Genomic DNA, 23,756 nt, shown 5'->3' on the forward strand with positions numbered 1-23,756 from the left:
TCTGCTCGGTCGGTGGAGCGAAGGACCGGCTCTCCCGGGCCGGGCTAGGCGACCGGGGCGATCCGCCGCGCCTCCCAGCGCAGCCGGGCCCAGCGATAGGCGTCGAGCATCGCCAGCGACTGCACGAACAGGCCGCCGGCGACGCGCCCGACCGGCGAGGCCGCCGGCGGTGCCAGATGCAGGCTGATCCAGCCGAACACCAGCACGAAGAAGGCGAAAGTCAGCGCCCGCTGCGGCATCCGCAGCAGCAGATGGCCGACGCCCGGCAGCACGGCGGCGACCGCGAGCACCAGCCAGGGATGCGGCAGCGCCTCGGCGGCAGCCGGGTCGCGGTATTCGCCTGGCCGCCTCATGCCCGCAGCGCCGCCCGTACCGGCGCCTCCGGCCGTAGCGCCTCGTCCAGCGCGTGCAGCCGGTCCAGCCAGCCCTCGAGCCGGCGCGGGTCGAGGCGGTCGGCGGCGAAGCGGGCCTGGCGGAACAGCAGATAGCCGCCGCGGTCGCCCTCATCCGCCTGCCACACCAGGCGCAGGAAGGCCGGGGTGACCAGCACCTCCTTGAGGCGGGGATCGCGCAGCAGGTCCCCGATCGCCTCCAGGGCCGGGCCGTCCGGCAGCGCCTCCGGATCGTCGCATTTGACGATGGCGCCGTCGGGCCAGCCCGGCGGCGGGTCGATCCGGTGCGGCAGACCGGCGGAGGGCGAATAGAACTCGACCCCGAGCGGCCGCATCAGCACGTCGAGCGTGCCACGGGCGCCGGTCGGCCCGTCCAGCCGCATCGCCAGCCACAGCGACGGCAGCTTGCGCGGCGTCAGTGCCTCGACGAAGGGCAGCAGGGTCACCGTCCGGCCGCGATGCCGGCCCCGCAGCGTCGGATAGGCGGTGCCGCCGCGGGTCAGGGTGCCGCCTTCGAACAGCGGCCGGCAGCCGTCGAGGAAGCCGTCGCGCCGCCTTCGGGCCGCGATCTGGTCGCGCCGCCAGACCAGCCCGAGCGCCAGCAGCCCGAGGACGACGACGGCAAGGGGGATGACGCCCATCGGCCGTCAATAGCCCTTCGGCCGCGGCCAGGGCATGGTGAACTGGTCGCCGCGGCGGACAAATTTGTAGCGGTGGAAGGCGAACCAGGCCGAGGCGACGATGTAGAACACCAGCATCGCCGCCAGCTGCGTGCCGTAGCCGAGGAAGATCGCGACATAGGTCATGGCGCACAGCGCCAGCAGCAGCAGGGCCGGCAGCGGGTGGAACGGGTGGATGTAGCCGCGGTTGATGCTGCCCAGCGGCCACTTCTTCCGGAACAGGATCATGTTGACCGGCATGAAGGTGTAGCCGAGCAGCCCGGACAGGATCGAGAAGGTGACGACCTGGTCGAGCGGCACGACATAGGCGAAGGCGACCGCGATCGGCACCAGGAACAGGATCGAGCGATAGGGCGTGCGGTAGCGCGGATGGACCGCGCCGAACCAGGACGGCAGGTAGCGGTCGCGCCCCATCGAGAACCAGGCGCGCGAAGCGTCGTTGATGCAGCCATTGGCCGAGGCGACGGCGGCGAACAGGGTGCCGACGAACAGCATCACCTCGAGCCAGGCGTTGCCGGTGACCAGCGCCGCATCGTACAGCGGCGTGATCGCCCGGCCGAGATACTCCCAGGGCAGCAGGCCGGTGCAGACATACCAGGTCAGGGTCGCGGCGATCAGCAGCGTGATCATGCCGCTCATCGTGCCGTAGGGCAGGGACCGGGCGGGCGATCGCACCTCCTCGGCCGCCTGGCAGGTGCCTTCGATGCCAAGATAGAACCAGATGCCGAAATGCATCGCCGCCAGCACCCCGAGCCAGCCATAGGGCAGGTCGGTCAGCAGGGCCTTGTGCTGCAGCATGCCGCCGGGGGCCCAGGGGGCGGAGGCGAAGAAGAACACCAGGATCGACAGGAAGGCCTCGGCGGTGATGACGAAGTTCACCGTCAGGGTCATGAACACGCCGCGATAGTTCAGCCAGGCCAGGACGGCGACGGTCAGCAGCACGAAGGGCTCGCGCTGCAAAGCGTGGCCGGTCTGGGCGGCGACGCTGGCCAGCAGGTCGCCGACCACCAGCGCGTCGCCCGCCTCCAGCATGGTGTAGGCCATCACCAGATACAGCCCGACATTGAACGCCATCAGCGGGCCGATGATGTGCTTGGCCTGGGCGTATTGCCCGCCGGCCGCCGCGACGGTCGAGGTGACCTCGGAATCGATCATGGCGACGCAGGTGTACAGGATGCCGATCACCCAGCAGGCGATCAGCGCCCCGACCGCGCCGCCCTTGCCGACGGCGAAGTTCCAGCCCATGAACTCGCCGACCAGCACGATGCCGACGCCCAGCGCCCAGACATGGCCGGGGCCGAGCACGCGCAGCAGGCTGATCGTGCGGGTGTCGGCGGCGATCTCCGGCACGCTGGTCATCGGCATCCCCCTCGGCTGCGGCGGCTCATTCCAGCTCGCCTTCGCGGGACGACGTCAGAAGCTCCTCATCATAGTCGCGGTCGACCCGCAGCATGTCGGCCAGCATCCACAGCAGGATCGCGGCCGACACCGCCCAGGCGGCGTATTCCGCCAGAATCCACAGGCTCATCGCCGGGCCTCCCCCTCATCCTCGCCGAAGCGCTCGGCGATCACTTGACGGTATTCGCGGCCGGAGATGCGGATGACGAAGACGAAATAGGCGACCAGCAGGAACGCAGTCAGGCCGAAGGTCGTCGGGTCGATCGAATAGTCGAAGCGGGTCAGGATCGCCGGCGCCGCGGTCTCCGGCGTCATGCCCAGCTTTTCCCAGGCCTGCTGCATCTCCGGAGTCTGGCCCAGGCTCTGCCAGGTCGGGTCCGCCAGCTCCCGGGTCACGGTGCCGGCGCCGGTCATGCCCAGGAAGGCGGGGGCCCAGAGCGCGCCGAACACCAGCGCCAGGATGACGACGACGTCGATGACCTGGCCGGCCCGGCTCTGCTCAGGCGGTTGGTACGGTCGGCGGGACATGGGCTTCGCTCCCGGAAAAGCGGTCGGGATCCTGTCCGCGGGCCGCGTCGAGATGGCGGAGGTCGAGGCCGTAGATCGCCTCCTTGTCCTCGGCATAGTGCTTGACCAGCGCCCAGATCGAGGCGGTGTTGAGGACCAGCACCGCACCGCCGGCCACGGCCAGCAGCAGCCGGACCGGGCCGTCGACCAGCGGCCACATGGCGATGAAGACGAACAGCATGGCGGCCCAAAGCAGGACCACGAAGCCGGTGGCGCCGCGCCGGTCGGCACGGAACAGCCCTTCGATCCGAGGATCTGGACTCGGCATGGGACCTCCCTGTGGCGGACCTCCCCCGGTCCGGCGGTTCGGTTTCCGCCTCTTTATTGGCAGGAAAAATTATTCCCTGTCATGAAATGAAGCGCCGGTGGGGGAGCTTTGTCAAGAGGGTCGGGATTCGAGATCCTGCGGCTCCCGGATCATCGGATAGTAGACGGGCGAGTTCCCGACCTGGACCTCGTCCACGACCTTCCACCCCAGGGTCTGGTACAGTCGCACTGCCCCCTTTGTCGTTGCCTCCAGGTACGAGACCTTTCCTGCACGATCGGGGTATTGCAGGGCATACCGGAACAGCGCGGCTCCCAGCCCCTGCCGCTGGAAGTACGGATCGACTGCGATGACGGATGTATAGAAGTGCGGCTCTTTCGGGTGGTATTGATAGAACCGGTCGAACAATCGGCGGACGTCGTCTCGATTTGCCGGCAATGTGGTCTTGGTGAGGAAATCGACCAGTTGGCCGTGGTCGCCGTGCTCATCCGGTGTCTGCCACAGCGTCGTGCCCTTGACGCCGTCCGGGAAGTAGGCGCCGCTGCCGTGCTTGTAGGGCTCGCCGCAATACTCCCTGACGAAGCCTTCGAAGTGTTCGAGATAGCGTTCCGGCTCGGGATAGATGAACCGCAGGAGCGGGCAGCTGGCAAAGCCGACCTTGAGCGCGGCGTTGCATTGGGCTTCGACAGATGTGGAGACAGTCTTGATGACTGGAGTAGCGGTGAGCGTGTCCATGGTTGGCTCCGTCAATATTTAAACCAATCGCGACGTCGGCCGCTTCGTCGCGTGCGCGTCAGATCACACAGTCGCGGTGACTGGTACGGATCCTGGAAATCGAGCAGAAGAGGCCAAAGCACGGCGACCGCCCAAGAAACGGTCGATAGACGCGATGCTCGCTTGCCGTCTGCGGGAGACATTCACGACGTCGAGCGCCGTGAGAAGGTTTGAAGCGTCGAGCGCTTCAAGACAGCGCAACCTAAGCGCCAGGTAAGACCCTCTGTCAACAGTTTCCGCGTTGAGTCGGATCGTGTGAGTAAAAATTTGCTAAAAAAATCGAATCGTTTTGAATTTGTTGAAACAAGTTCGGGGAAAATATTGAGAGATTTTGGAATTCCGTCGCCATCTTTCTTGTGGAAATCGATTGTCAGACGAAGAGAGAAGATATAAGACTCCATGCCTATAGCGTTCTTATTCAAATCTCCAGGGGAGGCGGACGAAGCAGCCGAGTGGTCTGGGCCTCATCCGGCCACGGTCCTGAGACTTGCCCAAGGCGCTATTGTCGAGCGAGGAACCGGCTGAAGAGGGTCTGCGCCAAGCTGCGGGCGTGACGTGGCGTCTCCCGGGAGTGGAATTCCGGCTGCTGCACATCCGTCGATGGCCGCTGATCGAAACACTGCCGCTCATCCGCAGCAACGGTATCGGTGGCGTCCGCCAAGGCGCTCCATCTCATGATCTCAAGGAAGATTTTCTTAATCTGGCCTGAAAGACGTTTCGGATGTGAACCGGAACGGAATGCGGCAGGAGGACACAATGGTTCCATCGCGACGGCTTGGGCAGCATCTGGTCGTGCCCGCTGTCGGTCTCGGCTGCGTCGGGATGAGTCATCCTTGCGGCAGTCCTGATGAGAGAAAGTCGGCTTCCACCATCGATCGGGCCTTCGAGCTCGGTTGCGCCTTCTTCGATACGGCCGAAGCCTATGGTCCGTTCCTGGGCGAGGAGTTTCTGGGCCGGTGCCTCAAGGGGCGACGCGACCGGGCGGTGATCGCGACCAAGTTCGGGTTCGTCTTCAACGGCGAAAAGCGCTCGGGCGTCGACAGCCGGCCAGCGCAGATCCGGCGCGCGGTCGAGGGCTCGCTCAAGCGCCTGCAGACGGATCGGATCGATCTGCTGTACCAGCATCGGCCTGATCCCGATGTCCCGGTGGAGGATGTCGCCGGGACGGTCGGCCAACTGATCGCCGAGGGGAAGGTCCTGCATTTCGGCTTGAACAGCACGGATGCAGACATGATCCGCCGTGCCCATGCCGTCCAGCCCTTGACTGCGGTGCAGGCCGACCATTCGCTGTGGCAGCGCAGCGTCGAGGACCGGATCCTGCCGCTGCTCGGGCGCCTCGGCATCGGGTTCGTCCCGACCTCTCCGCTCGGCCACGGCGTTCTGACCGGCACGGCGAGGCGCGCGAGCAGAGGCGAGAGGGCCGATCCGAGTGGTGATTCCGCGGCAAACGGACTCCTCCAGAACACGCGGCTCGTCGGTGCGGTCCGGGAAATCGCCCAGGCGAGGCACATTGCTCCCTCGCAGATTGCCTTGGCCTGGCTGCTGGCCATGGGTCCGGGCATCGTCCCGGTCGCCGGCACGCGGTGGCGTCGATTCCTGGACAGCAATGCCGCCGCGGCCTCGATCACTCTGACGGCCTGGGACATGGCGCTGCTGAGCGATCCCGCGCCATCCTCCGGAGCCCTGCGGCCGGATCCCGGCATCCATGAACTTGCACTCGCAGCAATATAGACTTCCGCGAGCATTCCAGCGAAGTGCGGCCAGCCTCTCCGCTTCAGCAACCCTCTCTCACATCTGCACATCTCCGGATGGTCGAGACCATGGAGGTTCCTCATGAATAGTCCGGTCGTCAGAAACGTAGCGTCCTCGGATCGAGCCAGGGTCAGTGCCCTGATGACGCTGGCTTTTGCCAGGGACCCGCTTCTTCGCTGGATTTACGAGGAGGGAGATCGCTACCTCCGGTATTTCGACGGCTTCCTCGATGCCTATTGCGGCGACGCATTCGCCAGTCGCAGCGGCGCGTGCTATGCCGACGTCGGAAGTGGTGCGGTGCTGTGGGTATCTCCCACGCAGGCCCGGAACGACGACCATCTCAGTTCTTTCCTGCAGAGAACGGCCACCGAATCACGGCGCGACGAAGTCCTCCGGCTATTCGACCGGTTTGGCGAATGCCATCCCCACACCCCCCATTACTACATCACATTGCTGGGCAGGGACCCCTGCACGCGGAACAGGGGCGTCGGCTCGGAGCTGATGGACTCCATTTTCGAGCGGTGCGATCGCGAGCGGGCGTTCGCCTATGGCGAGGCCACCACGCCCGCGCATGTCAAATTCTATCGTCGGCTTGGATGCGAGCTTGTCGATGTCGTTCAGGTCGGAACCTCGCCGAGATTCTTCCCGATGATCCGTGCTCCTCGCTGAATAGGCACGCGCCGATTCCAGCGCAGCGACAGGCAGGTGAGGCCGGCGTCGAGCTTGCCGATCTCCGACACCGCCAGCGGCACGATGCGATAGCCGAGACGGTCGAGCAGCTCCGCCGTCCGTGGAAATCCGGCGCCGATCAGCACGACGCCGTTGATCCGCAGGACGTTGGCAGCCGCCTCCTCCTCTGGCGGCACCCGGACCACGCGCATCCCGGGAAAGAACCCGGCCAGGCGATCGGGCGCAAGAATAGTCTCGCCGTCGAGGAGCGAGCACAGGGTCTTGAAATGCAGTGCGCCGGGCGGTGGGGCCACGATTTCGGCTTTGCGCCCCAGCCCGGTCAGAAGCCTGGCCAGCTCTGCGGCGCCACGGTCATCGGTGCGGCCGGACAGGCCGATCATCACCGCGCGCGGCGTCACCAGCACGTCGCCGCCTTCGGCGAAGCCGTCCTCCATCGCCAGCACCCGGTCGAACCGGCGCTGCAGCTCGGGCTCGAGCTCGGCCGCCTCGCCCCGTCGTGACGGCGCGCCGGGCCGCAGCAGGATCGCGGCCTCGGGGAAGGTCAGCGCCGGATCCTCCATGAACACGGAATCCGGGAAGCCGGCCAGCGGCGGCAGCACGTCGACAGCCACGCCGGCCGCTTCCAGGGCGCGGATATAGGCCGCATGCTCGGCCCGAAATCGGCCGATGTCCGGCGCTCCGCGGTCGACCGCCCGGAGCCCGCTGGCGGCGGAGTCGGCAGGTGCGCGCGCCAATGCACGATCGAACCGGAACACATCTCCCATGGTTTTCTCCAATCTTCAGCTGAAGACTTTGCGGCGTCGAAGACTGCCCACGGCAAGACGAGCCATTTGCGAGCTACGGCGGAGCGCCGCTGCCGGCCCCGAAATGCCTTTGATGGTGATTTTGACCGGTCGTTCGCAGCGTCTGGCGCCGCGAGACGATTCAAGGCGTCCAGCGCCTCGAGAAGCGATAGCGTAAGGGGCAACTGCCGTCGCTTGTCAACACCTCTGGCCGCTTTCAGAGCGGTCCAACTGAGATGATGCCGTCCAAGATCGCTTCGTTTCGCTGTTTGGACAATATAATGGGTATTTTTATGAAATACTTCGTTAATGAAATGCCCGGAATCGTATTCTTATACATATATAATATTTTTATATAATTGCGGTCATTTCAGTTTTCATTTGAGTCTCCGATCTGAATCGGCATATGGTGGTAATGCAGCCTGTTCTTGACGTATCGGCCGTCAGGCCGGTGGGCGTGCAGCATCTGCGGACGTATTGCGCTCCAGAAGCCGATCTCCGCCTCTGATGATCATCAGTGGGGAAGGAGATGGCCATGCAAGATGGCGTGATGTCCGCAATCGAACTCAGTCTGACCCAGCCGCTCGGAGACCGAACGTTTCCCACATGGCATTTCGCCATGCTGAACGATGCGATGCGCAACGGCATCATGGAGGCTGCGATCAAGAGCGCGGGGATTGCCGGGCGGACAGTGTTCGAGATCGGAACGGGGGCCGGCCTGACGGCGATCATGCTCGCCCGGTGCGGCGCGGATCGCGTCATGACCTGCGAGATGAACCCCCAACTGTTCGAGATCGCGACCGAGATCGTCCGCTCCAGCCCCTATGAGCAGCAGATCACCCTCATCAACAAGCCGTCATGCGACGCGATCAATGACGGTGACATTCCCTTCGGCCCGGATTTCATTTTTACCGAAACGATCGATTGTGGCGTTGTGGATGAAGGCTTCTACAATATTTCTCACGACATCCAGCGAATTTCATCACCCGAAACGCAAATCCTGCCGCAGAATATTCAGCAGTTCGGCTTTCTGGTCGACAGCGAGCAGATTTTCGGCCTCAACGCGGTGGGGCTCGTGAACGGCATCGATGTCCGACCGCTCAACCGCTACAGCACCAGATACTACTTTCCGGTGCGGGCCCCTCTATACCAATACAAGACACTTTCTGCGACGACCCACCTGCGACAGTATATCTACAGACACACGATGCCGGTGCAGAGTCACAGCAACTTCTATGTGCATTCCGAAGGCTGGTGCCACGGCATGCTGTCCTACTTCTGCGCGCATTTCGGCCACCATGTCATCAGCAACGACGTGGCCGCTTCGAGCCATTGGCACCAGGCCTTTCATCCGCTCAGGCACCCGGTCAAGCTGATCGCCGGCGAGACCTATCGGGCGGCGTTCTCTCCGTTCGGGCATCTGATGCTGGACCACGCACCGTCTTGACCGAACGGGATAGCCCGCCGCCTCCGCCAACCCGCTGGAACGGCGGGATCAGAACAGGCTGGTCTCCTTGAGATAGGCCGTGGCGACCGCCTCGATCGTCTTCTTCTGCACGTCGACCTCGCCGTTCAGGCGCTGCATCGTCGCGTCGTCCAGCCGGGTGGCCAGGGTTTCGAGCAAGGGCTTGAGGTCGGGGTGGGCGGCGAGCACGTCCTGCCGCACCACCGGCACCAGCGCATAGTTCGGGAAGAAGCCCTTGTCGTCCTTCAGCAAAGTCAGGTCCATCGCGGCGATGCGGCCGTCGGTCGCCGCCACCACCGAGACGTCGACATCGCCATTGGCCAGGGCCGGGAACACCAGGCCGATCTCCATCGGCCGGACATTGGCGCGGCCGGCCTTGAAGTCGTAGGCCTTCTGCAGGCCCAGGAGGCCGTCCTCGCGCTTGGGGAACTCGGCCGTCGTCGCCATCACCGGGTCCTTGCCGTCCTTGTAGGCGGCGGCCAGGTCGGACAGCGTCGCCATGCCGTCGGTCTTCGGATTGCCCTTGCGGACGGCCAGGGCATAGGTGTTGTTCGCCTTGGACGGGGCCAGCCAGACCAGCCCCTTGGCGCCGTCCAACTCCTTGACCTTGGCGTAGGTCTCGTCCGGCGTGAGCTTGTCGGTGACCTTGTTGAAGGTGACCAGCGAAGTGCCGGTGTATTCCCAGTACAGGTCGACCTCGCCGCTTTCCAGGGCGGCGCGGACGATGTTGGTGCCCATGCCGTCCTTCTTCTCGACGGTGTAGCCCTTGCTCTCCAGCAGCTGCTTGGTCATCTCGGCCAGCAGGAACTGCTCGGTGAAGTCCTTGCCGCCGACGGTCAGCTCGGCCGCGCCGGCGGCGCCGCCGAAGGCCAGCAGCGCGATCGCCGACAGGATCGCGCGCTTCAACGTCGTCTTGATCATCGTCTTGCTCCCTGCTTGTTGTGTCTTCACCGCAGCGGATTGATCCCGCGCGGCACGAGATGGATCTGCAGCCGGCCGACGACGAAGTCGGTCAGCACGGCCAGCAGTGCCGTCGGGATCGCGCCGGCCAGCATCATCGGCAGGTCGTTCAGGGCGATGCCGGTGAAGATCAGCTCGCCCAGTCCGCCGGCGCCGATCAGGAAGGCCAGCGGCGCGGTGCCGACGCAGATCGAAAGGGCGGTGCGGATGCCGCCGAAGATGACGAACAGCGCGTTCGGCAGCTCGACCCGCCAGAACACCTGGGCGGGGGTCATGCCCATGCCGCGCGCCGCCTCGATCAGCGGCGTCGGTACGTTGCGCAGCCCGGCATAGGTGTTGCGGACGATCGGCAGCAGCGTCGCCGCCCACAGGCCGAACACCGATGGCACCGTGCCGATGCCGAGGACGGTCATGCACAAGGCCAGCACCGCCAGCGTCGGAATCGTGGTGCCGAGGTTGAACACCTGCAGAACCAGCTCGGCCGAGCGGCGAAAGGCGGGGCGGGACAGCACAGCACCTGCCGGCACACCGGCCAGGATGGCGAGGCCGCCGGCCCAGGCCACCAGCTCGACATGCTGGATGCCGAGGAAGACGATGTCCTCCTGATAGGACAGGATCTCGGCCGGCATGTCGCTCGCCAGTCCCCACAGCACCGCCGCCGCGGCCAGCAGCAGCCACAGCAGCACCGCGATGCCCGGGACGGGGAGGGGGCGCCCGCCCGTCAGCGGCGCCGCCCGTCCGGTCCAGGCCTTGCCGACATCGCTCATGCTGCCGCCCCCCGGGCGGACAGGCCGCGGATGATGCCGGCATAGGTCAGGGCGCCCTGGATCCGCCCCTCGGCGTCGACGCAGGGCAACAGCGGCATGTCATGCGCGAACATCAGCGCCACGGCGCTGCGCAAATCGGCGGTCAGCGGGATGGTGGCGCGGATCGGCTCGGCGCAGTCGCCGCATGTGCCGCCGCGCACCGCCCCGGCCCGGCTGCCGGAGACCATGGCAGCCGGCTGGCCGTCCGAATCCAGCAGCAGCACGGCCGGGCAGCCGCTGGCCTGCATCAGCTCGCGCGCCCGGCCGACCGGGTCGTCGGGCCGGACCGTGCCGGGCCGGCCCAGCGGCACGTCGGCGATGCGCACCAGGCGCAGCCGCTTCAGCGTGCGGTCGGTGCCGAGGAAGGTCTCGATGAACGGGGTGGCGGGGCTGGCCAGCAGCTGGTCGGGGGTCGCGAACTGCTCCAGCCGCCCGGCGCGGAAGATGGCGACCCGGTCGGCCATCTTCACCGCCTCGTCCAAATCGTGCGAGACGAAGATCACGGTCTTGCGCAAGGCCGCCTGCATGCGCAGGAACTCGTCCTGGATCGCCTCGCGGTTGATCGGGTCGATGGCGCCGAAGGGCTCGTCCATCAGCAGCACCGGCGGGTCGGCGGCCAGCGCCCGGATCACGCCGACGCGCTGCTGCTGGCCGCCCGACAGCTCCTTCGGATAGCGGTCCATGAACACCGCCGGCTCCATCGCCACCAGCTCCAGCAGCTCGGCGGCGCGGGCGCGGGACTTCTTGCGGTCCCAGCCCAGCAGGTCGGGCACGACGCAGATGTTCTCGGCCACCGTCTTGTTCGGAAACAGCCCGATCTGCTGGATCACGTAGCCGATCGACCGGCGCAGCCGGATCGGGTCGACCGCCCTTGTGTCGCGGCCGTCGATGAACACGGTGCCGCCGGTCGGCTCGATCAGGCGGTTGATCATCCGCATGGTCGTGGTCTTGCCGCAGCCCGACGGGCCCAGCAGGACGCAGATCTCGCCGGCCGGCAGGTCGAAGCTGACCTCGTCGACCGCGACCACCGGGCCGGACGGGGTGTCGAAGACCTTGGTCAGGCGGTCCAGCCGGATCATGCCAGGGCTCCCCGGGCCAGACCCTTCGAGGTCAGCCGCCGCTGCGCCAGCGCCAACAGCAGGTCGACCGCGATCGCCAGCAGCGACACCGCGACCGCGCCGGTGATCAGCTGCCGTGGGTCCGACTGGCTGATGCCGCGGGCGATGAAGGTGCCCAGGCCGCCGGCGCCGATATAGGCGGCGATCGCCGTCACCCCGATATTCATCACCGCGGCGGTGCGGATGCCGGCCATGATCACCGGGATCGCCAGCGGGATCTCGACCTGGCGCAGCCGCTGCCGCGCGTTCATGCCCATGCCGATGCCGGCCTCGCGCAGCGCCGGGTCGACATCGACGATGGCGGTGTAGGTGTTGCGGATGATCGGCAACTGCGAATAGAGGATGATCGCGATCACGGCCGGCACGGTGCCGATGCCGTGGCCGATCGGCGACAGCAGCGGGATCATCAGCCCAAACAGCGCCACCGACGGCACGGTGATCATCATCGAGGCGAGGTACAGGACCACATCCGCCGCCCGCTTCGACTGGGTGATGGCGATGCCGATCGGGACGGCGGTGACGATCGCGATCGACACTGCGACAGCGACGATCGACACATGCTCCAGCGCCCGCGCCGCGATCACGTCCAGGTTGTCATAGGCAAAGGTGAGCGTGTCCATCAGGCCGCGTTCCCGTGATTGCCTCGCCGTCAAAGGTCGAGATAGAGCCTCGCCGCGTTGTCGTAGGTGAAGCGCAGCGGCACCGATCCCTGCACCCGCCAGGCCTCGACCGTCTCGCCGGCCATCAGCCGGCAGGCGCTTGCGGTGTCGACCACGGCGCCGCCATAGAGGCGATTGGCGAGGTTGAGGATGGCGGTCTGGTGCATCGCCGCGCTGCCGCTGCCGCAGGAATCCTTCACCAGGGCGACGCGGAAGCCGAGATCGACCGCGTCCTTCACGGTCTGGGCGATGCAGGCCTCGGTCCACACCCCGGCGACGAACAGCCATTCGGTACCCAGCGGCGCCAGCCTGTCGGCCAGCCCGCCGCCGGCGAAGGCGCTGGCGTCGGCCTTCACCAGCACCGGCTCGCGGTCGGTCGGTCCGACCTCGGCGCAGATATCCGACATCGGGTCGTTGGCGTCGCTGAAGGCCGAGCTGCCGTCCGCCATCACCGGGTGGAACGGCTTCGCCCGCTGTGCCGCCAGGTCGACGACATAGGCGGAGTGCAGCACCGGGATTCCGGCCGCCCGCGCCGCCCGCTGCAGGCGCCGGACGCTGCCGATCAGCGCGTCGAAGCCCTCGACCAGGTAGCGGTGGTCGCGGCGGTGCTCCTCCTGCAGGTCGACGAACAGCGCCGCCGCCTTGCCCGGGTCGATGGTCAGGGCCGTCCGCATCACACTTCCCCGTCCAGGAACTCGTCCTCATAAGGGAAGCGCGACAGCACCTCCGTGCCGGTCTCGGTGATCAGGATCTCGTCCTCCAGCTTGACGCCCTCGCGCCCGCCCTTCTCGCCGACATAGCTCTCGACGCTGACCACCATGCCGGGCAGCAGGTGGCCCTCGCGGCCGTAGGTCGCGTAGTCCATGGCATGGGCGATGAACGGCGTCTCGCCATGCATGCCGACGCCATGCATGACCGAGGTGTAGCGCTGCTCGACGAAGCGGTCGGGGATGGTCCAGGCCTTCTCCGCCACCTCGCGGAAGGCCATGCCCGGCCTGACGATGCCGATATTGTGCCGGATCTGGTCATGCGCCATCCGGTACAGCATCTTCTGGTAGTCGGACGGCCGGCCCGGCCCGCAGCGGAAGGTGCGCGAGAAGTCGGAATAGTAGCCGTAGCAGCCGATCGTGTCGGTATCGAGCGCCACCAGCTCGCCCGGCCGGACCTTGCGGCCGCCGGCCTCGCTGAACCAGGGGTTGGTGCGCTGGCCGGAGGTCAAGAGGCGGGTCTCGATGAACTCGCCGCCCTGGCGGATCACCTCGTGATACATGATGGCGAACAGCTCGTTCTCCGAGATGCCGGGCCTGATCGCCTCGCGCACCGCGGCGACCGCCGCCTCGGCCCCGGCCATCGAGGCCTGCAGGCACTTGATCTCCTCCGGGGTCTTGACTGCGCGCACGGCCAGGATCTCGCCCTGGCAGTCGGTGACGGTGCAGCCGCGCTTCTCCAGCGCCAGGGCGTGCAGGTGGTTGCAGCGGTCGAGGCCGATCTTCATCGACCCGCCGCCATGGGCCCGGAGCAGCTCGGCGATCTCGTCGGCGAAGGGGCCGGCGCTCTCGCCGTCCCGGTTCGACACCGACGACCAGACCAGCTTCGACGGCCGTGCCTCGTCGACCGTGTCGAGCACGGTGGAGACGTGGTAGCTCTGCGGATATTCGAACAGCACGATCGGCCCTGCGGCGGGCACGAAGAAGTAGCGGGTCGAGTTGCGCAGGAAGTAGCCGAACATGTTGCGCGACCCGGTGGCGTAGCGCTGGTTGTACGGGTCGAACAGCACCACCGCGCCATAGCCGGAATCGGCCATCCAGCGGCGCAGCCGGGCCAGCCGGCCCTGGCGCAGCGCATGGACGTCGACGAAGGACGGCTCGGTGTCCGACAGCCACATGCCGCCGGATTCGTCCGCGGTCGCCGGATGGCGCATCCGCTCGGCGAAATCGACGTCCTCGACGCTGTCGGGGTTGAACACCACGATGCTCATGCGCGTCTCCCTGTTCGTCCCAGGATGCGACGCTCGGCAGGCACGGTTCGTGCGGACATCCGCGAAAAGCGTGCGGGATTCCGCAACCGCGACAATTGACGAGCGAGGTCAGCCGCGACGGGCGGCGCGGGGCGACATGCCCTCCTGCTCACGGAACGCCCGGGCGAAGCTCGACATGTCGGAGAAGCCGCAGGCCAGCGCCACGTCGCGCACCGGCAGGGTGGAATGGGCCAGCAGGTCCGCCGCCCGCCGCAGCCGCAGCCGGCGGTAATAGGCGCCGGGGGAGGTGCCGGCCGCCGCGCGGAAGGCGCGCTCCAGCCGGTCGGCGGAGACGCCGAGGCGGCCGGCCAGCCCGGTCATGCGCAGCCGGTCCTCCACCGCCTCCTCCATGATCGCGATCGCCGACAGCACCAGCTCGTCCTGGATGCCGGTGCGCAGCCGCAGCGGCATCAGCTTGCGGTCGACGCTGGACCGCAATGGGCTGTGCACGAACCATTCGGCGACGCCGGCCGCCAGCTCGGCCCCGCAATCCGTGCCGATGATGTCCAGCATCATGTCCAGGCTGCCGACGCCGCCGGCCGAGGTGAAGCGCTTGCGGTCGATGACATAGAGGTCGCGGCGCAGCTCGATCTCCGGGAAGGCCTCGGTGAAGGCGGGCTGGCTGGTCCAGTGCAGGGTGCATGCATGGCCGTCCAGGAGCCCGGCCCGGGCCAGGAAGAAGGCGGCGTCGGCGACCGCGCCGATCCAGGCTCCGGCCCGCAGGTTGCGGCGGATCCAGGCGACCGCGTGCTCGGCCACCACATGGTCGGCGTCGCCGCCGGAGCACGCGACGATGCGGTCGACCAGCGGCGCCTCGCGCGCGCCCAGCACCGGCTCGATGGCGAAGCCGTTCGATGCCCGGACCTTGCCGCCGGACAGCCCCACGGCGATCCAGCGGTAGCATTCCCGCCGGGCCAGGATGTTGGCGGCGCGCAGCGGCTCGATCACCGAGCTGAAGGCCATGGTCGGGAAGCCGGGGAAGACCAGGACGGCGAAGGTGATCGGCGGCGCCGTCCCCGGTTGTGCGCGTCCGCGGGGTGGCTGAATCACGTTGCGCTCCCGCCACTGGTCGTTGCATCCCTGTCAGTGTTCCGCCCGATGACGGCGCGGTCAACGTCCCCCAGTCCGGATCGCGTCGCATGAGCGTGTCATGGGCCACATCGAGTCCCGCGGAGCTGCGGGCGCATCACGCCCACGATGCCGAGGAGCGGGCAGGGCCGCTGCCTGAGGACGTGTCCGAATCGGCGGTGGAGGAGGCTGGCGCCTTCCGCGGCGGCCTGCTGTTCACGCCACCGGATCCGGCGCCGGGTGTCGCGATCGTCTATTTCCATGGCGGCGGCTTCGTGGCCGGAAGCCCGGCGACCCATCGCGGCGTCACCGCCTGGCTGGCGAAGCTGACCGGGATGCGCGTGCTGTCGGGGCGCTACCGCCTGGCGCCGGAGCATCCGTTCCCGGCCCAGCGCGACGACGCGGTCGCCGCCCTCGCCGCGATCGGCGGGGACAGGCTGATCCTGGCCGGCGACAGCGCCGGGGCCTGCGTCGCCCTCTGGGGTCTGCGGGGGCTCGATCCCGAAAATCGGGCCCGGGTTGCCGGGCTGGCCCTGCTGTATGGCGGGTTCGGCGGCATCGAGGGCGGCAGCATCGCGCGTCATGGCACGGCGGAGAACGGGCTGGATGCGGAGACGCTGTCGGTCATGTACCGGCGCCTCGGCCCGCCGGCGCCGGACATCTGGCCCCTGGCCTTCGCCGGCGAGGTCGCCGCGCCGGCCTATGTCCTGGCGGCGGAGCTGGACGCGGTGTTCGACGATTCCGCCTCGCTGTTCCAGCGCCTCGGCTCCCGCGCCGACAGCCGCTTCGTCGTCGCCGCCGGCCAGGACCACGGCTTCCTCAAGGCGGCGGGCCGGGATCCCGCGGCATTGCGCGAGCTCCAACTTCTCGCTCACTGGGTGAAGAATCGCGCCGGCGCTGCCGGGCAGCTTCCGTCATGAATTTCATATGAATTTATTCGCTTTGCGACGATAGGCCTTGCGCAGGGTACAGGAATATGTCGCCGTGAGCCGGCATATAGGAAGTGATTCGCGATAGGGACTCCGGGTCCCAGGCTCCAGCTGGCCGGATTGGTTTTACGGCGTTGGAGAGATCGTTTCGTGCGGACGGGCGTTGGGGGCTGCGGCGGATCGCGGTGCCTTGCGCATGCTGGGGCCTGAGGGCAGCTCCGGGAACAGGGGTGCAGCTCAGGTCCCGATCGACAGATAACGGGAGGGGGACCCGGTGAACCATCGACTCATGGCCGTCCTGCTGGCGGCGCTGCTGCTGTTCGTGCCGGGGCTCGGCCACGCGCAGCTGACCTGGAAGCCGGGCAACCCCGGCGGCGGCGGCGCATTCAACTCGCCGGTGGTGACCAGCGAAGGCTACTGGGCCGTCGGCTCGGACCTCGGCGGCGTCTATCTCAGCATGGATGCCGGCGCCACCTGGACCGCGGTGGGGTCGGCCCAGGGGCTGACCGTCACCCATATCGCATCGCTGGCGGCCCACCCCTCGGGCAAGCTGCTGGTCGGCACCGATGGCGGGCTGTTCGTCGGCAACAGCAATGGCACCGGCTTCAGCCGGAAATACGCGACCGGCTACATCGCCGCCATCGCCGTGTCGGCCGATCCGAACATCGTCTACGCCGCGGTGCATCCGCAGTGGGACAGCCTCAGCCCCTACATCATCCGCTCCAACGACGCCGGCCAGACCTGGGCCGTGACCGGGTCCAACCTGCCGACCAATCTGCGCATCACCGGGCTGCGCACCCATCCGGTGGATCCCGACGGCGTCTGGGCGGTCAGCGGCCGGGGACGCTTCCCGGATACCCCGGAAAGCTCGGTGGTCTACCAGGCCCATTTCTCCACCGACGGCGGCGCGACCTTCGCCCGGATGGACCCGCAGCAGGGCAAGCTGGTCGACATCGCCTACGGCCTCGACCCGTCGAACCTGAACCTGATGTATGCGACGGTGGCCGCAACCGGCAACGCGCCGCGGGTCTACAAGTCGGTGGAAACCGGCTTCTCCTGGACGCTGCTTACCTCCGGCACCCAGGCGCCGTCGGGCATCATCCTGGCCGACAGCACCAATGCCAGCCATGTCAGGATCGTCGGCCTCGACGACCAGTCCCTGCGCCCGGCCGGGACCTATGGCAGCTTCCTGTGGGAGAGCAGCAACGCCGGAACGAGCTGGACCAAATACACGCTCAGCGTCAGCGGCGGCTGGTCCCAGGCCGACGAGGACTGGGGCATGGGCTACAGCTACCAGGGGCTCGGCCAGACCATCGGCGCCCGGCCGTCCAGCCCGAACACCGTGCTGTGGACCAACAACCAGTTCCTCTACTCCAGCAGCAATGGCGGCAAGACCTGGGCCGACGGCGTCTCCACCGCGGTCAGCGGCAAGTGGCGGTCGCGCGGCATCGACAACGTCGTGCCGATCGTGGTCGAGCAGAGCGCGGCGGACGCCAATGTGGTCTATGCCGGCTACATGGATCTCGGCCTGTGGCGCTCGGACGACGGCGGCCTCGGCTGGACCAGCCTGAACACCACGGCCTACACCGGCGGGTGGGGCGGGAAGGGCGGCAACAGCCTGAGCGTGGCCGCGGATCCGGGCCGCGCCAATGTGGTCTGGGCGCAGCTGGGCGGCAATATGGAGAATTGCGGCACGCCCTGCGCCGAGCCGTTGTACCTGCTGAAGAGCACGGACAAGGGCGCGACCTGGCAGAACATCACCCAGGGCCTGCCCAACCCGATCCGGCGCCTGGAGGGCCTGACCGTGGCGCCCGACAGCACCGTCACCTACCGCTGGGTCTACGCCGCCGTGAACGGCGACGTGTATCTCAGCGAGGATGACGGCGTGTCGTGGGCGAAGGTGCTGGACTGCCCGAACGACGACTGCTTCCGGGTCTATTACACCGACACCAACGGCGTCCTGGCCCTGTCGGCCGGCGCGGTCTACCGCTCCTGGCAGGGCGGCAGCGCCGGCACCTGGGACCAGCTGACCCTGCCCGCCACCATGACCAGCGGCTGGACCGCGGGGCAGCACTGGCTGCACGACGTCTGGACCTATAGCGGCCCGATGGATCTGGCCAGCCGCGGCGGCAACATCTGGGTCGCGGTCAAGGGCACCGGCAAGGGCCTGTACCGGTCGGCGGATTACGGCCAGAGCTGGACCCGCGTGCGGGCCGACGACCAGGGCCGGACCGTGGCGGTCAATGCCAGCACCGGCCGCGTCTATTTCGGCAGCTCCAGCGCGGTCCATGCCGGCGGCTACGCCACCACCAGCCAGGGCGTGGTCACCAGCGCCGACGGCGCCACCGGCTGGACGGCGCAGAACCAGGGCCTGGCGTTCCCGTTCGCGCTCTACGCCAGGGTCGCGGCCAACGGCGCGCTGTGGCTGGTTTCGCCCGGGCAGGGCGTGATAAAGTGGCGGTGACGCCATGCGCCCCCGCCTGCTCCAGGGCCTGTTCGCCCTGCTGGGACTGCTCGGCGCGCTGAGCGCCGGCAGCGCCCGCGCCGCCGACCCGCTGGTGATCTACGGCGATGCGCTGCAGACCGGCTGGCAGGACTGGAACTGGTCGTCCGGCCAGAGCCTGACCTACAGCGCCACGGTGCATGGCGGCACCCGCTCGATCCGGCTGGTGCAGGGCGGCTGGGGCGGCCTGTACCTGCACACCGCCGCGCTGGACACCACCGGCTATGGCGCCTTCACCTTCTGGGCGCATGGCGGGACGGCCGGCGGCCAGCAGCTGCAACTGCAGGCCCGCGACACCGCCGGCAATCCGCTGGTCAGCGTGCCGCTGGCGCCGCTGCTGGCCAACCAGTGGCGGCAATACTCGGTCGACCTGTCGGCGCTCGACGCGCAGGACCGGCAGATCACCGGCTTCGTCATCCAGAACGCCACCGCCGCCACCCTGCCGGCCTACGTCGTCGACGATATCGGGCTCAGCGTCGCCCCGACGCGGCAGGTGCTCTACGACGACCAGTTCCAGAACGGCTGGACGCCGGGCAGCGGTTGGAACATCAGCAGCAACACCGCCGTCACCAGCCCGGTGCATGCCGGCACCAAGTCGATCGGGATCACGCCCACCGGGCCCTGGGGGCAGTTCTATTTCGACAAGGAGGGGTTCAGCACCGCCGGCTTCGACACGCTCGATCTGTGGGCCCATGGCGGCACCGCGGGCGGCCAGGTGGTGTCGGTCGACGCCTTCCGCGCCGGAACCTTCCTGGGCACCTCGGTGCTGGCGCCGATGACCGCGGGGCAATGGACCAAATTCGAGGTGCCGCTGGCCGATCTCGGCATCGCCAACACGACGGTCGACACCCTGGCGATCAAACATTATTCGGATCAGGCCGGCCCCCGCTTCTATCTCGACGACCTGGCCATGACCGGGCCGGGCACCGGCCCCTCCGACGTGACGATGAGCGGCCTGCATGTGCAGGGCAACAAGCTGCTCAACGGCGATGGCCAGACGCTGTTCATCCACGGCGTCAACCGCGGCACCACCGGCTTCGAATGCGTGCAGGGCTACGACGCCACGCCGCGCGACCAAGCCTTCGTCGACGCGGTCAAGTCCTGGAACGCCAACGCCGTGCGGGTGCCGCTGAACGAGCAATGCTGGCTCGGCATCAACACCACCGGCGCCAACGCCCCCTATATGGGCGCGACCTACCGGCAGGCGATCATCGACTACGTCAACCTGATGACCGCGAACAACCTGGCCGTCATCGTCGACCTGCACTATGCGATGCCGGGCACGCTGTCGACCATCGGCCTGAACTTCCAGCCGATGCCGAACGCGGACCATTCGGTGACGTTCTGGACCGGCGTGGCCAACGCGTTCAAGGGCAACAGCGCGGTGATCTTCGACCTCTACAACGAGCCCTACCCGCTGAACGACCCGCCCGCGGCCCAGGCCTGGACCTGCTGGCGCGATGGCGGCAGCAGCTGCTCGGTCAAGGTCGCCGAGGGCTATGTCGAGACCGGCACGGCCTACACCGCGGTCGGCATGCAGACGCTGGTGAACACGGTGCGCGCCACCGGGGCGGAGAACGTGCTGATGGTCGGCGGGCTCGGGCTCTCCGGCGACCTCAGCCACTGGCTGGCCTACAAGCCGACCGACCCGGAGAACGGCATCGTCGCCTCCTGGCACCAGTACAATTTCGCGACCTGCACCAGCGAGCAGTGCTGGGAGGACGAGGTCGGGCCGGTGATGGACCAGGTGCCGCTGATCGTCGGCGAGTTCGGCATGGCCGATCACTTCGGCGCCAGCTGCGACACGAACTACCTGGACCGGCTCTGGGCCTTCGTCGAGAGCAAGCAGCAGGGCTATATGGCCTGGAACTTCAACACCTGGCCGGGCACCTGCGGCACCAGCGATTTCAACATCGGCCTGATCACCGACGAAGCCGGCACCCCTTCCGCCTATGGCTCCCAGTACCGCAACCACCTGCAGGGGCTGACGAGCGCCTACCCGGATTGACGTAGCCCTACCAGCGCAGCCAGCGCCTGCCCGCCAGGGTGCCGATCAGCACCACGATCCCGGTCGCCAGCGTGTACCAGGTGGCGACGAAGAACGGGCTGTCGTCGGGGCAATGCGCGGCATAGAAGGTCGCGGCGATGCCGCTGGCCACCAGCCCGGCCACCGCGCCGGCCAGCCCCGGCCGCCGCGGCGCGCCCTGGCGCAGGGCCAGCAGCATCAGGGCCAGCGGCCCCAGCGCCATCAGCGGGATCAGGGTCAGGCACCAGGGCGCGTTGGTGCCGATCCACCGCGTGCCCCAGGTGGACATCGGCATCGCCATCATCTCCAGCGCGACCGAGACGGCCAGCAGGACCGGCGCGGCCAGCAGCGCCCAGCGCCAGGCGCCCAGCGGCACGCCCGGCCGCGCCAGATGCAGGATCAGCCCGGTGGCGGTGACGGCCAGCGCCAGGGTGACGATGAATTTGAACAAGTAGCGGACGGTCTCGACCGCCTGCATCACGTCCGGCCGCACGCCGATGCCGGCGAAGAAGATCACCCCGGCCACGACCGCGCCGCCGGCCATGGCGGCCGCCACCGCACGGCCGAGCGGCCAGCGGATCGGCGCATCCTGCGCCAGGGCGGTGATGAGGTCGTCGGTCTTCACCCGGGTTCACTCCGATACAAGGCGGCCAAGGCCTTCAGCGCGCGGTGCAGCGCCACGCGCACGGCGCCTTCGGTCATGCTCAGTCGCGTGGCGGTCTCGCGCACGCTGCCGCCCTCGACCGAGATCGAGCGCACGATGTCGCGCTGCTGGTCCTTCAGCTGCGACAGCAGGCGCTCGACGTCCCGCTGCTGCAGCCCGTCCGGCGGCGCATCCGCTTCCAGCGTGTCGATCACATCCTCGATCGGCACGTCGACATGGCGGCCGCGCCGGCGCAGCGCGTCGATCATCTTGTTGCGCACGATCACCGAGATCCACGGGCCGATCGGCCGCGACTGGTCCCAGGACCCGCGCTTCAGATGGATCGCCAGCAGCACCTCCTGCACCACGTCCTCGGCATCGTTGGCCGAGGCGCCGAACAGGGGACCGCGTCGCCGCGCCATGGCGCGGAGATGCGGCGTCACCGCCTGCAGGAACAGGCGATAGGCACCGGCGTCGCCCGAGATCGCGGCCCGCATCCATGTCGCCCACTGGTCCTCCCGCAACGGATCATTCACGCGTCATCACCTCATACGGCTCCGACTCCGGATTCGTTACAGGACCGGGCGCATTGCTCGGCCGGCATCAGAAAAAATTTCACCGGCCGTGTAATACCAGCCGTCCGGCCATCGAAGAAGCCGTCACAAGCCCATTGCGGCGTGCCTCTTCCGCGGAACATCCCATGGATCGTCTCCTGCCTCTTCTTGCCCCGAGGGCCGTTGATCCGGCGACGACGCATCTTGCCGCCCCGGCCGGCCCTTCTGCATTGCGGTCGAGGGTCGCAACCCCGGACGGCTGAGCCTCCGGCAGACCTCGCACCGACCATCCCTCTGAACCGATGTGCCGCCGCGTCGCCCGATCGACGCCACGGTCGAGCCTTGCCCAAAGGACCCCGACATGCCGTTGGACGCCTTCGACCTTTCGACCAGCTCCGCCAGCGCCGACGCCGCCAGCGCCTTCGAAGAGGCGGTGCGCGGCCTCGCGGCCCACCGGCCGTCGACCGGCATCGCCCTCGGCCGGGCGCTGGACGCCGACCCGGATCATGTCCCGGCCCTGGCGCTGAAGGGCTTCGCCAACCTGATCCTGGCGCGCCAGGAGCTGGCGGCCCCGGCGCGTCAGGCGCTGGCGGAGGCCCGGCGGGCGCTGGCGGTGCAGGACGGCGGCACCGCTGACGAGCGAGCCCTGGTCGAGGCGCTGGGCCATGCCACCGAGGACCGTTTCGCCGACGCCGCCGACTGCCTGGACCTCCGTTTCGCCGACCGGCCGGCCACCTTCCTGCCGTTCAAGATCGCGCATGCGCTGCGCTTCATGCTCGGCGACGCCGCCGGCATGCTGGCCGCCTCGCAGCGGATGATGACGGTGTGGGCGCCCGACCGTCCGGCCGCCGGCTTCCTGCTCGGCTGCCACGCCTTCGCCATCGAGGAGCATGGTGCTTACGCCGCCGCCGAGGCCTATGGCCGGCAGGCCGTGGCGATGGAACCGGACGATGCCTGGGGGCTGCACGCCGTCTCGCATGTCCATGAGATGCGGGGCGAGACCGCCGCCGGCATCGCCTGGCTGGAGGGCAGCCGCGGCAGTTGGTCCCGCTGCAACAATTTCAGCTTCCACATGGCCTGGCACCTGGCGCTGCTGCATCTCGATCGCGGTGAGAATGAGTGCGTGCTGCGCCTCTACGACCAGGAGGTGCGGCCGACGCCGACCGACGATTTCCGCGACATGGCCAATGCCGTGTCGCTGCTGTGGCGGCTGGAGCGGCTGGGCGTCGATGTCGGCGGCCGCTGGGCCGATCTGGCGGAGATCGCCCGCAAGCGCCGCGCCGACACCACCCTGGTCTTCGCGTCGCTGCACAGCCTGATCGCGCTGGTCGCCCTCGGCGACCGGCCGGCGGCGGCGGAGCTGGTGATGGCGCTGCAGGTCCGCGCCCAGGGCACCGGCGACCAGGCCCGGGTCGCGGCCGATCTCGGCCTGCCCTTGGCCCGTGCGATCACGGGGCTGGGTGGAGAGCGCGGCGCGCTCGACCGGCTCGCCGCCGCCCTGCCGCAGATCGGCGGCAGCAACGCCCAGCGCGACCTGTTCGTCCTGGCCCTGGCCGAGGCCGCGTCCCGGCGCGGCGACGCCCCGGCGCTGCGGGCGATCCGCGGCGCCCGAAGCCGCCTGAAGGCCGAGGACCGTCTGATCGCGGCGGTCGACGGCCGCGCCCTGTCCCCACGCCTCTGCGCCCACCGCTGAACACCCCTGGAGATC

At 68.1% G+C, this 23,756-nt stretch carries 25 protein-coding genes; 8 read left to right on the top strand and 17 right to left on the bottom strand.

Annotation, left to right across the window (positions count from 1 at the left end):
* Positions 1–44: 44 nt before the first annotated feature.
* The 7 genes from FFK22_RS07655 to FFK22_RS07680 form a co-directional block, all read right to left on the bottom strand.
* Positions 45–353 carry a hypothetical protein gene (locus tag FFK22_RS07655; RefSeq protein WP_138888189.1) on the bottom strand — a complete coding sequence of 103 codons (309 nt, stop codon included), beginning with the start codon at positions 351–353 and terminating at the stop codon, positions 45–47.
* Positions 350–1,033, bottom strand: a complete 684-nt coding sequence (locus FFK22_RS07660; RefSeq protein ID WP_138888190.1) for a hypothetical protein — start codon at positions 1,031–1,033, stop codon at positions 350–352. Before FFK22_RS07660 ends, FFK22_RS07655 begins: the two co-directional genes overlap by 4 nt.
* Positions 1,034–1,039: 6 nt before the next feature.
* The gene (locus tag FFK22_RS07665) at positions 1,040–2,431 is read right to left on the bottom strand and encodes an APC family permease (RefSeq protein WP_138888191.1); all 1,392 of its coding nucleotides are present in this window, start codon (positions 2,429–2,431) and stop codon (positions 1,040–1,042) included.
* 25 nt (positions 2,432–2,456) lie between these two features.
* Entirely contained in the window at positions 2,457–2,600 is a 144-nt protein-coding gene (locus FFK22_RS42765) for a hypothetical protein (protein ID WP_186002364.1), read from the bottom strand.
* Positions 2,597–2,998 (bottom strand): hypothetical protein, encoded by a 402-nt coding sequence (locus FFK22_RS07670; RefSeq protein ID WP_138888192.1) that lies wholly within the window; start codon positions 2,996–2,998, stop codon positions 2,597–2,599. Before FFK22_RS07670 ends, FFK22_RS42765 begins: the two co-directional genes overlap by 4 nt.
* Complete coding sequence (locus FFK22_RS07675) at positions 2,970–3,305, bottom strand: hypothetical protein (RefSeq protein ID WP_186002359.1); 336 nt, start codon at positions 3,303–3,305, stop codon at positions 2,970–2,972. The genes FFK22_RS07670 and FFK22_RS07675 overlap by 29 nt, the downstream gene beginning before the upstream one ends.
* A gap of 111 nt (positions 3,306–3,416) precedes the next feature.
* Complete coding sequence (locus FFK22_RS07680; RefSeq protein ID WP_138888193.1) at positions 3,417–4,037, bottom strand: GNAT family N-acetyltransferase; 621 nt, start codon at positions 4,035–4,037, stop codon at positions 3,417–3,419.
* A 526-nt stretch (positions 4,038–4,563) separates the two neighbouring features.
* On the opposite strand from FFK22_RS07680, the gene FFK22_RS07685 reads away from it, so the two are divergent.
* The 3 genes from FFK22_RS07685 to FFK22_RS07695 all read left to right on the top strand — a co-directional run bounded on the left by FFK22_RS07685 (position 4,564) and on the right by FFK22_RS07695 (position 6,497).
* Positions 4,564–4,785 (top strand): hypothetical protein, encoded by a 222-nt coding sequence (locus FFK22_RS07685; protein WP_138888194.1) that lies wholly within the window; start codon positions 4,564–4,566, stop codon positions 4,783–4,785.
* Positions 4,786–4,832: 47 nt separating this feature from the next.
* Positions 4,833–5,807: an aldo/keto reductase gene (locus FFK22_RS07690; protein WP_138888195.1), complete on the top strand. Its 975-nt coding sequence runs from the start codon at positions 4,833–4,835 to the stop codon at positions 5,805–5,807.
* 102 nt (positions 5,808–5,909) lie between these two features.
* On the top strand, positions 5,910–6,497 hold the full coding sequence (locus FFK22_RS07695; protein WP_138888196.1) for a GNAT family N-acetyltransferase: 588 nt from the start codon (positions 5,910–5,912) through the stop codon (positions 6,495–6,497).
* Here FFK22_RS07695 and FFK22_RS07700 read toward each other — a convergent pair.
* Complete coding sequence (locus FFK22_RS07700) at positions 6,446–7,282, bottom strand: dimethylarginine dimethylaminohydrolase family protein (RefSeq protein ID WP_138888197.1); 837 nt, start codon at positions 7,280–7,282, stop codon at positions 6,446–6,448. The genes FFK22_RS07695 and FFK22_RS07700 overlap by 52 nt on opposite strands.
* 553 nt (positions 7,283–7,835) lie before the next feature.
* Here FFK22_RS07700 and FFK22_RS07705 point away from each other — a divergent pair.
* Positions 7,836–8,747: a hypothetical protein gene (locus FFK22_RS07705; protein ID WP_138888198.1), complete on the top strand. Its 912-nt coding sequence runs from the start codon at positions 7,836–7,838 to the stop codon at positions 8,745–8,747.
* Between the two features lie 48 nt (positions 8,748–8,795).
* Here FFK22_RS07705 and FFK22_RS07710 read toward each other — a convergent pair whose 3' ends face one another.
* From FFK22_RS07710 to FFK22_RS07740, 7 genes are all read right to left on the bottom strand, one after another.
* Positions 8,796–9,686 (bottom strand): glycine betaine ABC transporter substrate-binding protein, encoded by an 891-nt coding sequence (locus FFK22_RS07710; protein ID WP_138888199.1) that lies wholly within the window; start codon positions 9,684–9,686, stop codon positions 8,796–8,798.
* A 26-nt stretch (positions 9,687–9,712) separates the two neighbouring features.
* Positions 9,713–10,492: an ABC transporter permease gene (locus tag FFK22_RS07715; RefSeq protein WP_138888200.1), complete on the bottom strand. Its 780-nt coding sequence runs from the start codon at positions 10,490–10,492 to the stop codon at positions 9,713–9,715.
* Positions 10,489–11,610: an ABC transporter ATP-binding protein gene (locus tag FFK22_RS07720; protein WP_138888201.1), complete on the bottom strand. Its 1,122-nt coding sequence runs from the start codon at positions 11,608–11,610 to the stop codon at positions 10,489–10,491. The genes FFK22_RS07715 and FFK22_RS07720 overlap by 4 nt, the downstream gene beginning before the upstream one ends.
* Positions 11,607–12,269, bottom strand: coding sequence for an ABC transporter permease (locus tag FFK22_RS07725; protein ID WP_138888202.1), 663 nt, complete (start codon positions 12,267–12,269; stop codon positions 11,607–11,609). Before FFK22_RS07725 ends, FFK22_RS07720 begins: the two co-directional genes overlap by 4 nt.
* A 29-nt stretch (positions 12,270–12,298) precedes the next feature.
* A complete protein-coding gene (locus tag FFK22_RS07730) occupies positions 12,299–12,982 on the bottom strand; it encodes an isochorismatase family protein (RefSeq protein ID WP_138888203.1) in 684 nt (227 codons plus the stop codon).
* On the bottom strand, positions 12,982–14,286 hold the full coding sequence (locus FFK22_RS07735) for a Xaa-Pro peptidase family protein (RefSeq protein ID WP_138888204.1): 1,305 nt from the start codon (positions 14,284–14,286) through the stop codon (positions 12,982–12,984). The genes FFK22_RS07730 and FFK22_RS07735 overlap by 1 nt, the downstream gene beginning before the upstream one ends.
* A gap of 108 nt (positions 14,287–14,394) precedes the next feature.
* A complete protein-coding gene (locus FFK22_RS07740; RefSeq protein ID WP_221938462.1) occupies positions 14,395–15,375 on the bottom strand; it encodes a GlxA family transcriptional regulator in 981 nt (326 codons plus the stop codon).
* Between the two features lie 89 nt (positions 15,376–15,464).
* Here FFK22_RS07740 and FFK22_RS07745 point away from each other — a divergent pair, with 89 nt between their 5' ends.
* From FFK22_RS07745 to FFK22_RS07755, 3 genes are all read left to right on the top strand, one after another.
* Positions 15,465–16,313 carry an alpha/beta hydrolase gene (locus tag FFK22_RS07745; RefSeq protein ID WP_138888205.1) on the top strand — a complete coding sequence of 283 codons (849 nt, stop codon included), beginning with the start codon at positions 15,465–15,467 and terminating at the stop codon, positions 16,311–16,313.
* Positions 16,314–16,596: 283 nt separating this feature from the next.
* A complete protein-coding gene (locus FFK22_RS07750) occupies positions 16,597–18,786 on the top strand; it encodes a hypothetical protein (protein WP_138888206.1) in 2,190 nt (729 codons plus the stop codon).
* Between the two features lie 4 nt (positions 18,787–18,790).
* The gene (locus FFK22_RS07755) at positions 18,791–20,833 is read left to right on the top strand and encodes a glycoside hydrolase family 5 protein (RefSeq protein ID WP_138888207.1); all 2,043 of its coding nucleotides are present in this window, start codon (positions 18,791–18,793) and stop codon (positions 20,831–20,833) included.
* Between the two features lie 7 nt (positions 20,834–20,840).
* Here FFK22_RS07755 and FFK22_RS07760 read toward each other — a convergent pair whose 3' ends face one another.
* Both FFK22_RS07760 and FFK22_RS07765 read right to left on the bottom strand, forming a co-directional pair.
* Positions 20,841–21,476 (bottom strand): NrsF family protein, encoded by a 636-nt coding sequence (locus tag FFK22_RS07760; RefSeq protein ID WP_138888208.1) that lies wholly within the window; start codon positions 21,474–21,476, stop codon positions 20,841–20,843.
* Entirely contained in the window at positions 21,473–22,030 is a 558-nt protein-coding gene (locus tag FFK22_RS07765; protein ID WP_138888209.1) for a sigma-70 family RNA polymerase sigma factor, read from the bottom strand. Before FFK22_RS07765 ends, FFK22_RS07760 begins: the two co-directional genes overlap by 4 nt.
* Before the next feature lie 379 nt (positions 22,031–22,409).
* On the opposite strand from FFK22_RS07765, the gene FFK22_RS07770 reads away from it, so the two are divergent.
* Entirely contained in the window at positions 22,410–23,741 is a 1,332-nt protein-coding gene (locus FFK22_RS07770) for a tetratricopeptide repeat protein (RefSeq protein ID WP_138888210.1), read from the top strand.
* The last annotated feature ends 15 nt before the right edge of the window (positions 23,742–23,756 follow it).

This window comes from Mycobacterium sp. KBS0706 (genome assembly GCF_005938675.2).
Taxonomy (GTDB): Bacteria; Pseudomonadota; Alphaproteobacteria; order DSM-16000; family Inquilinaceae; genus Inquilinus.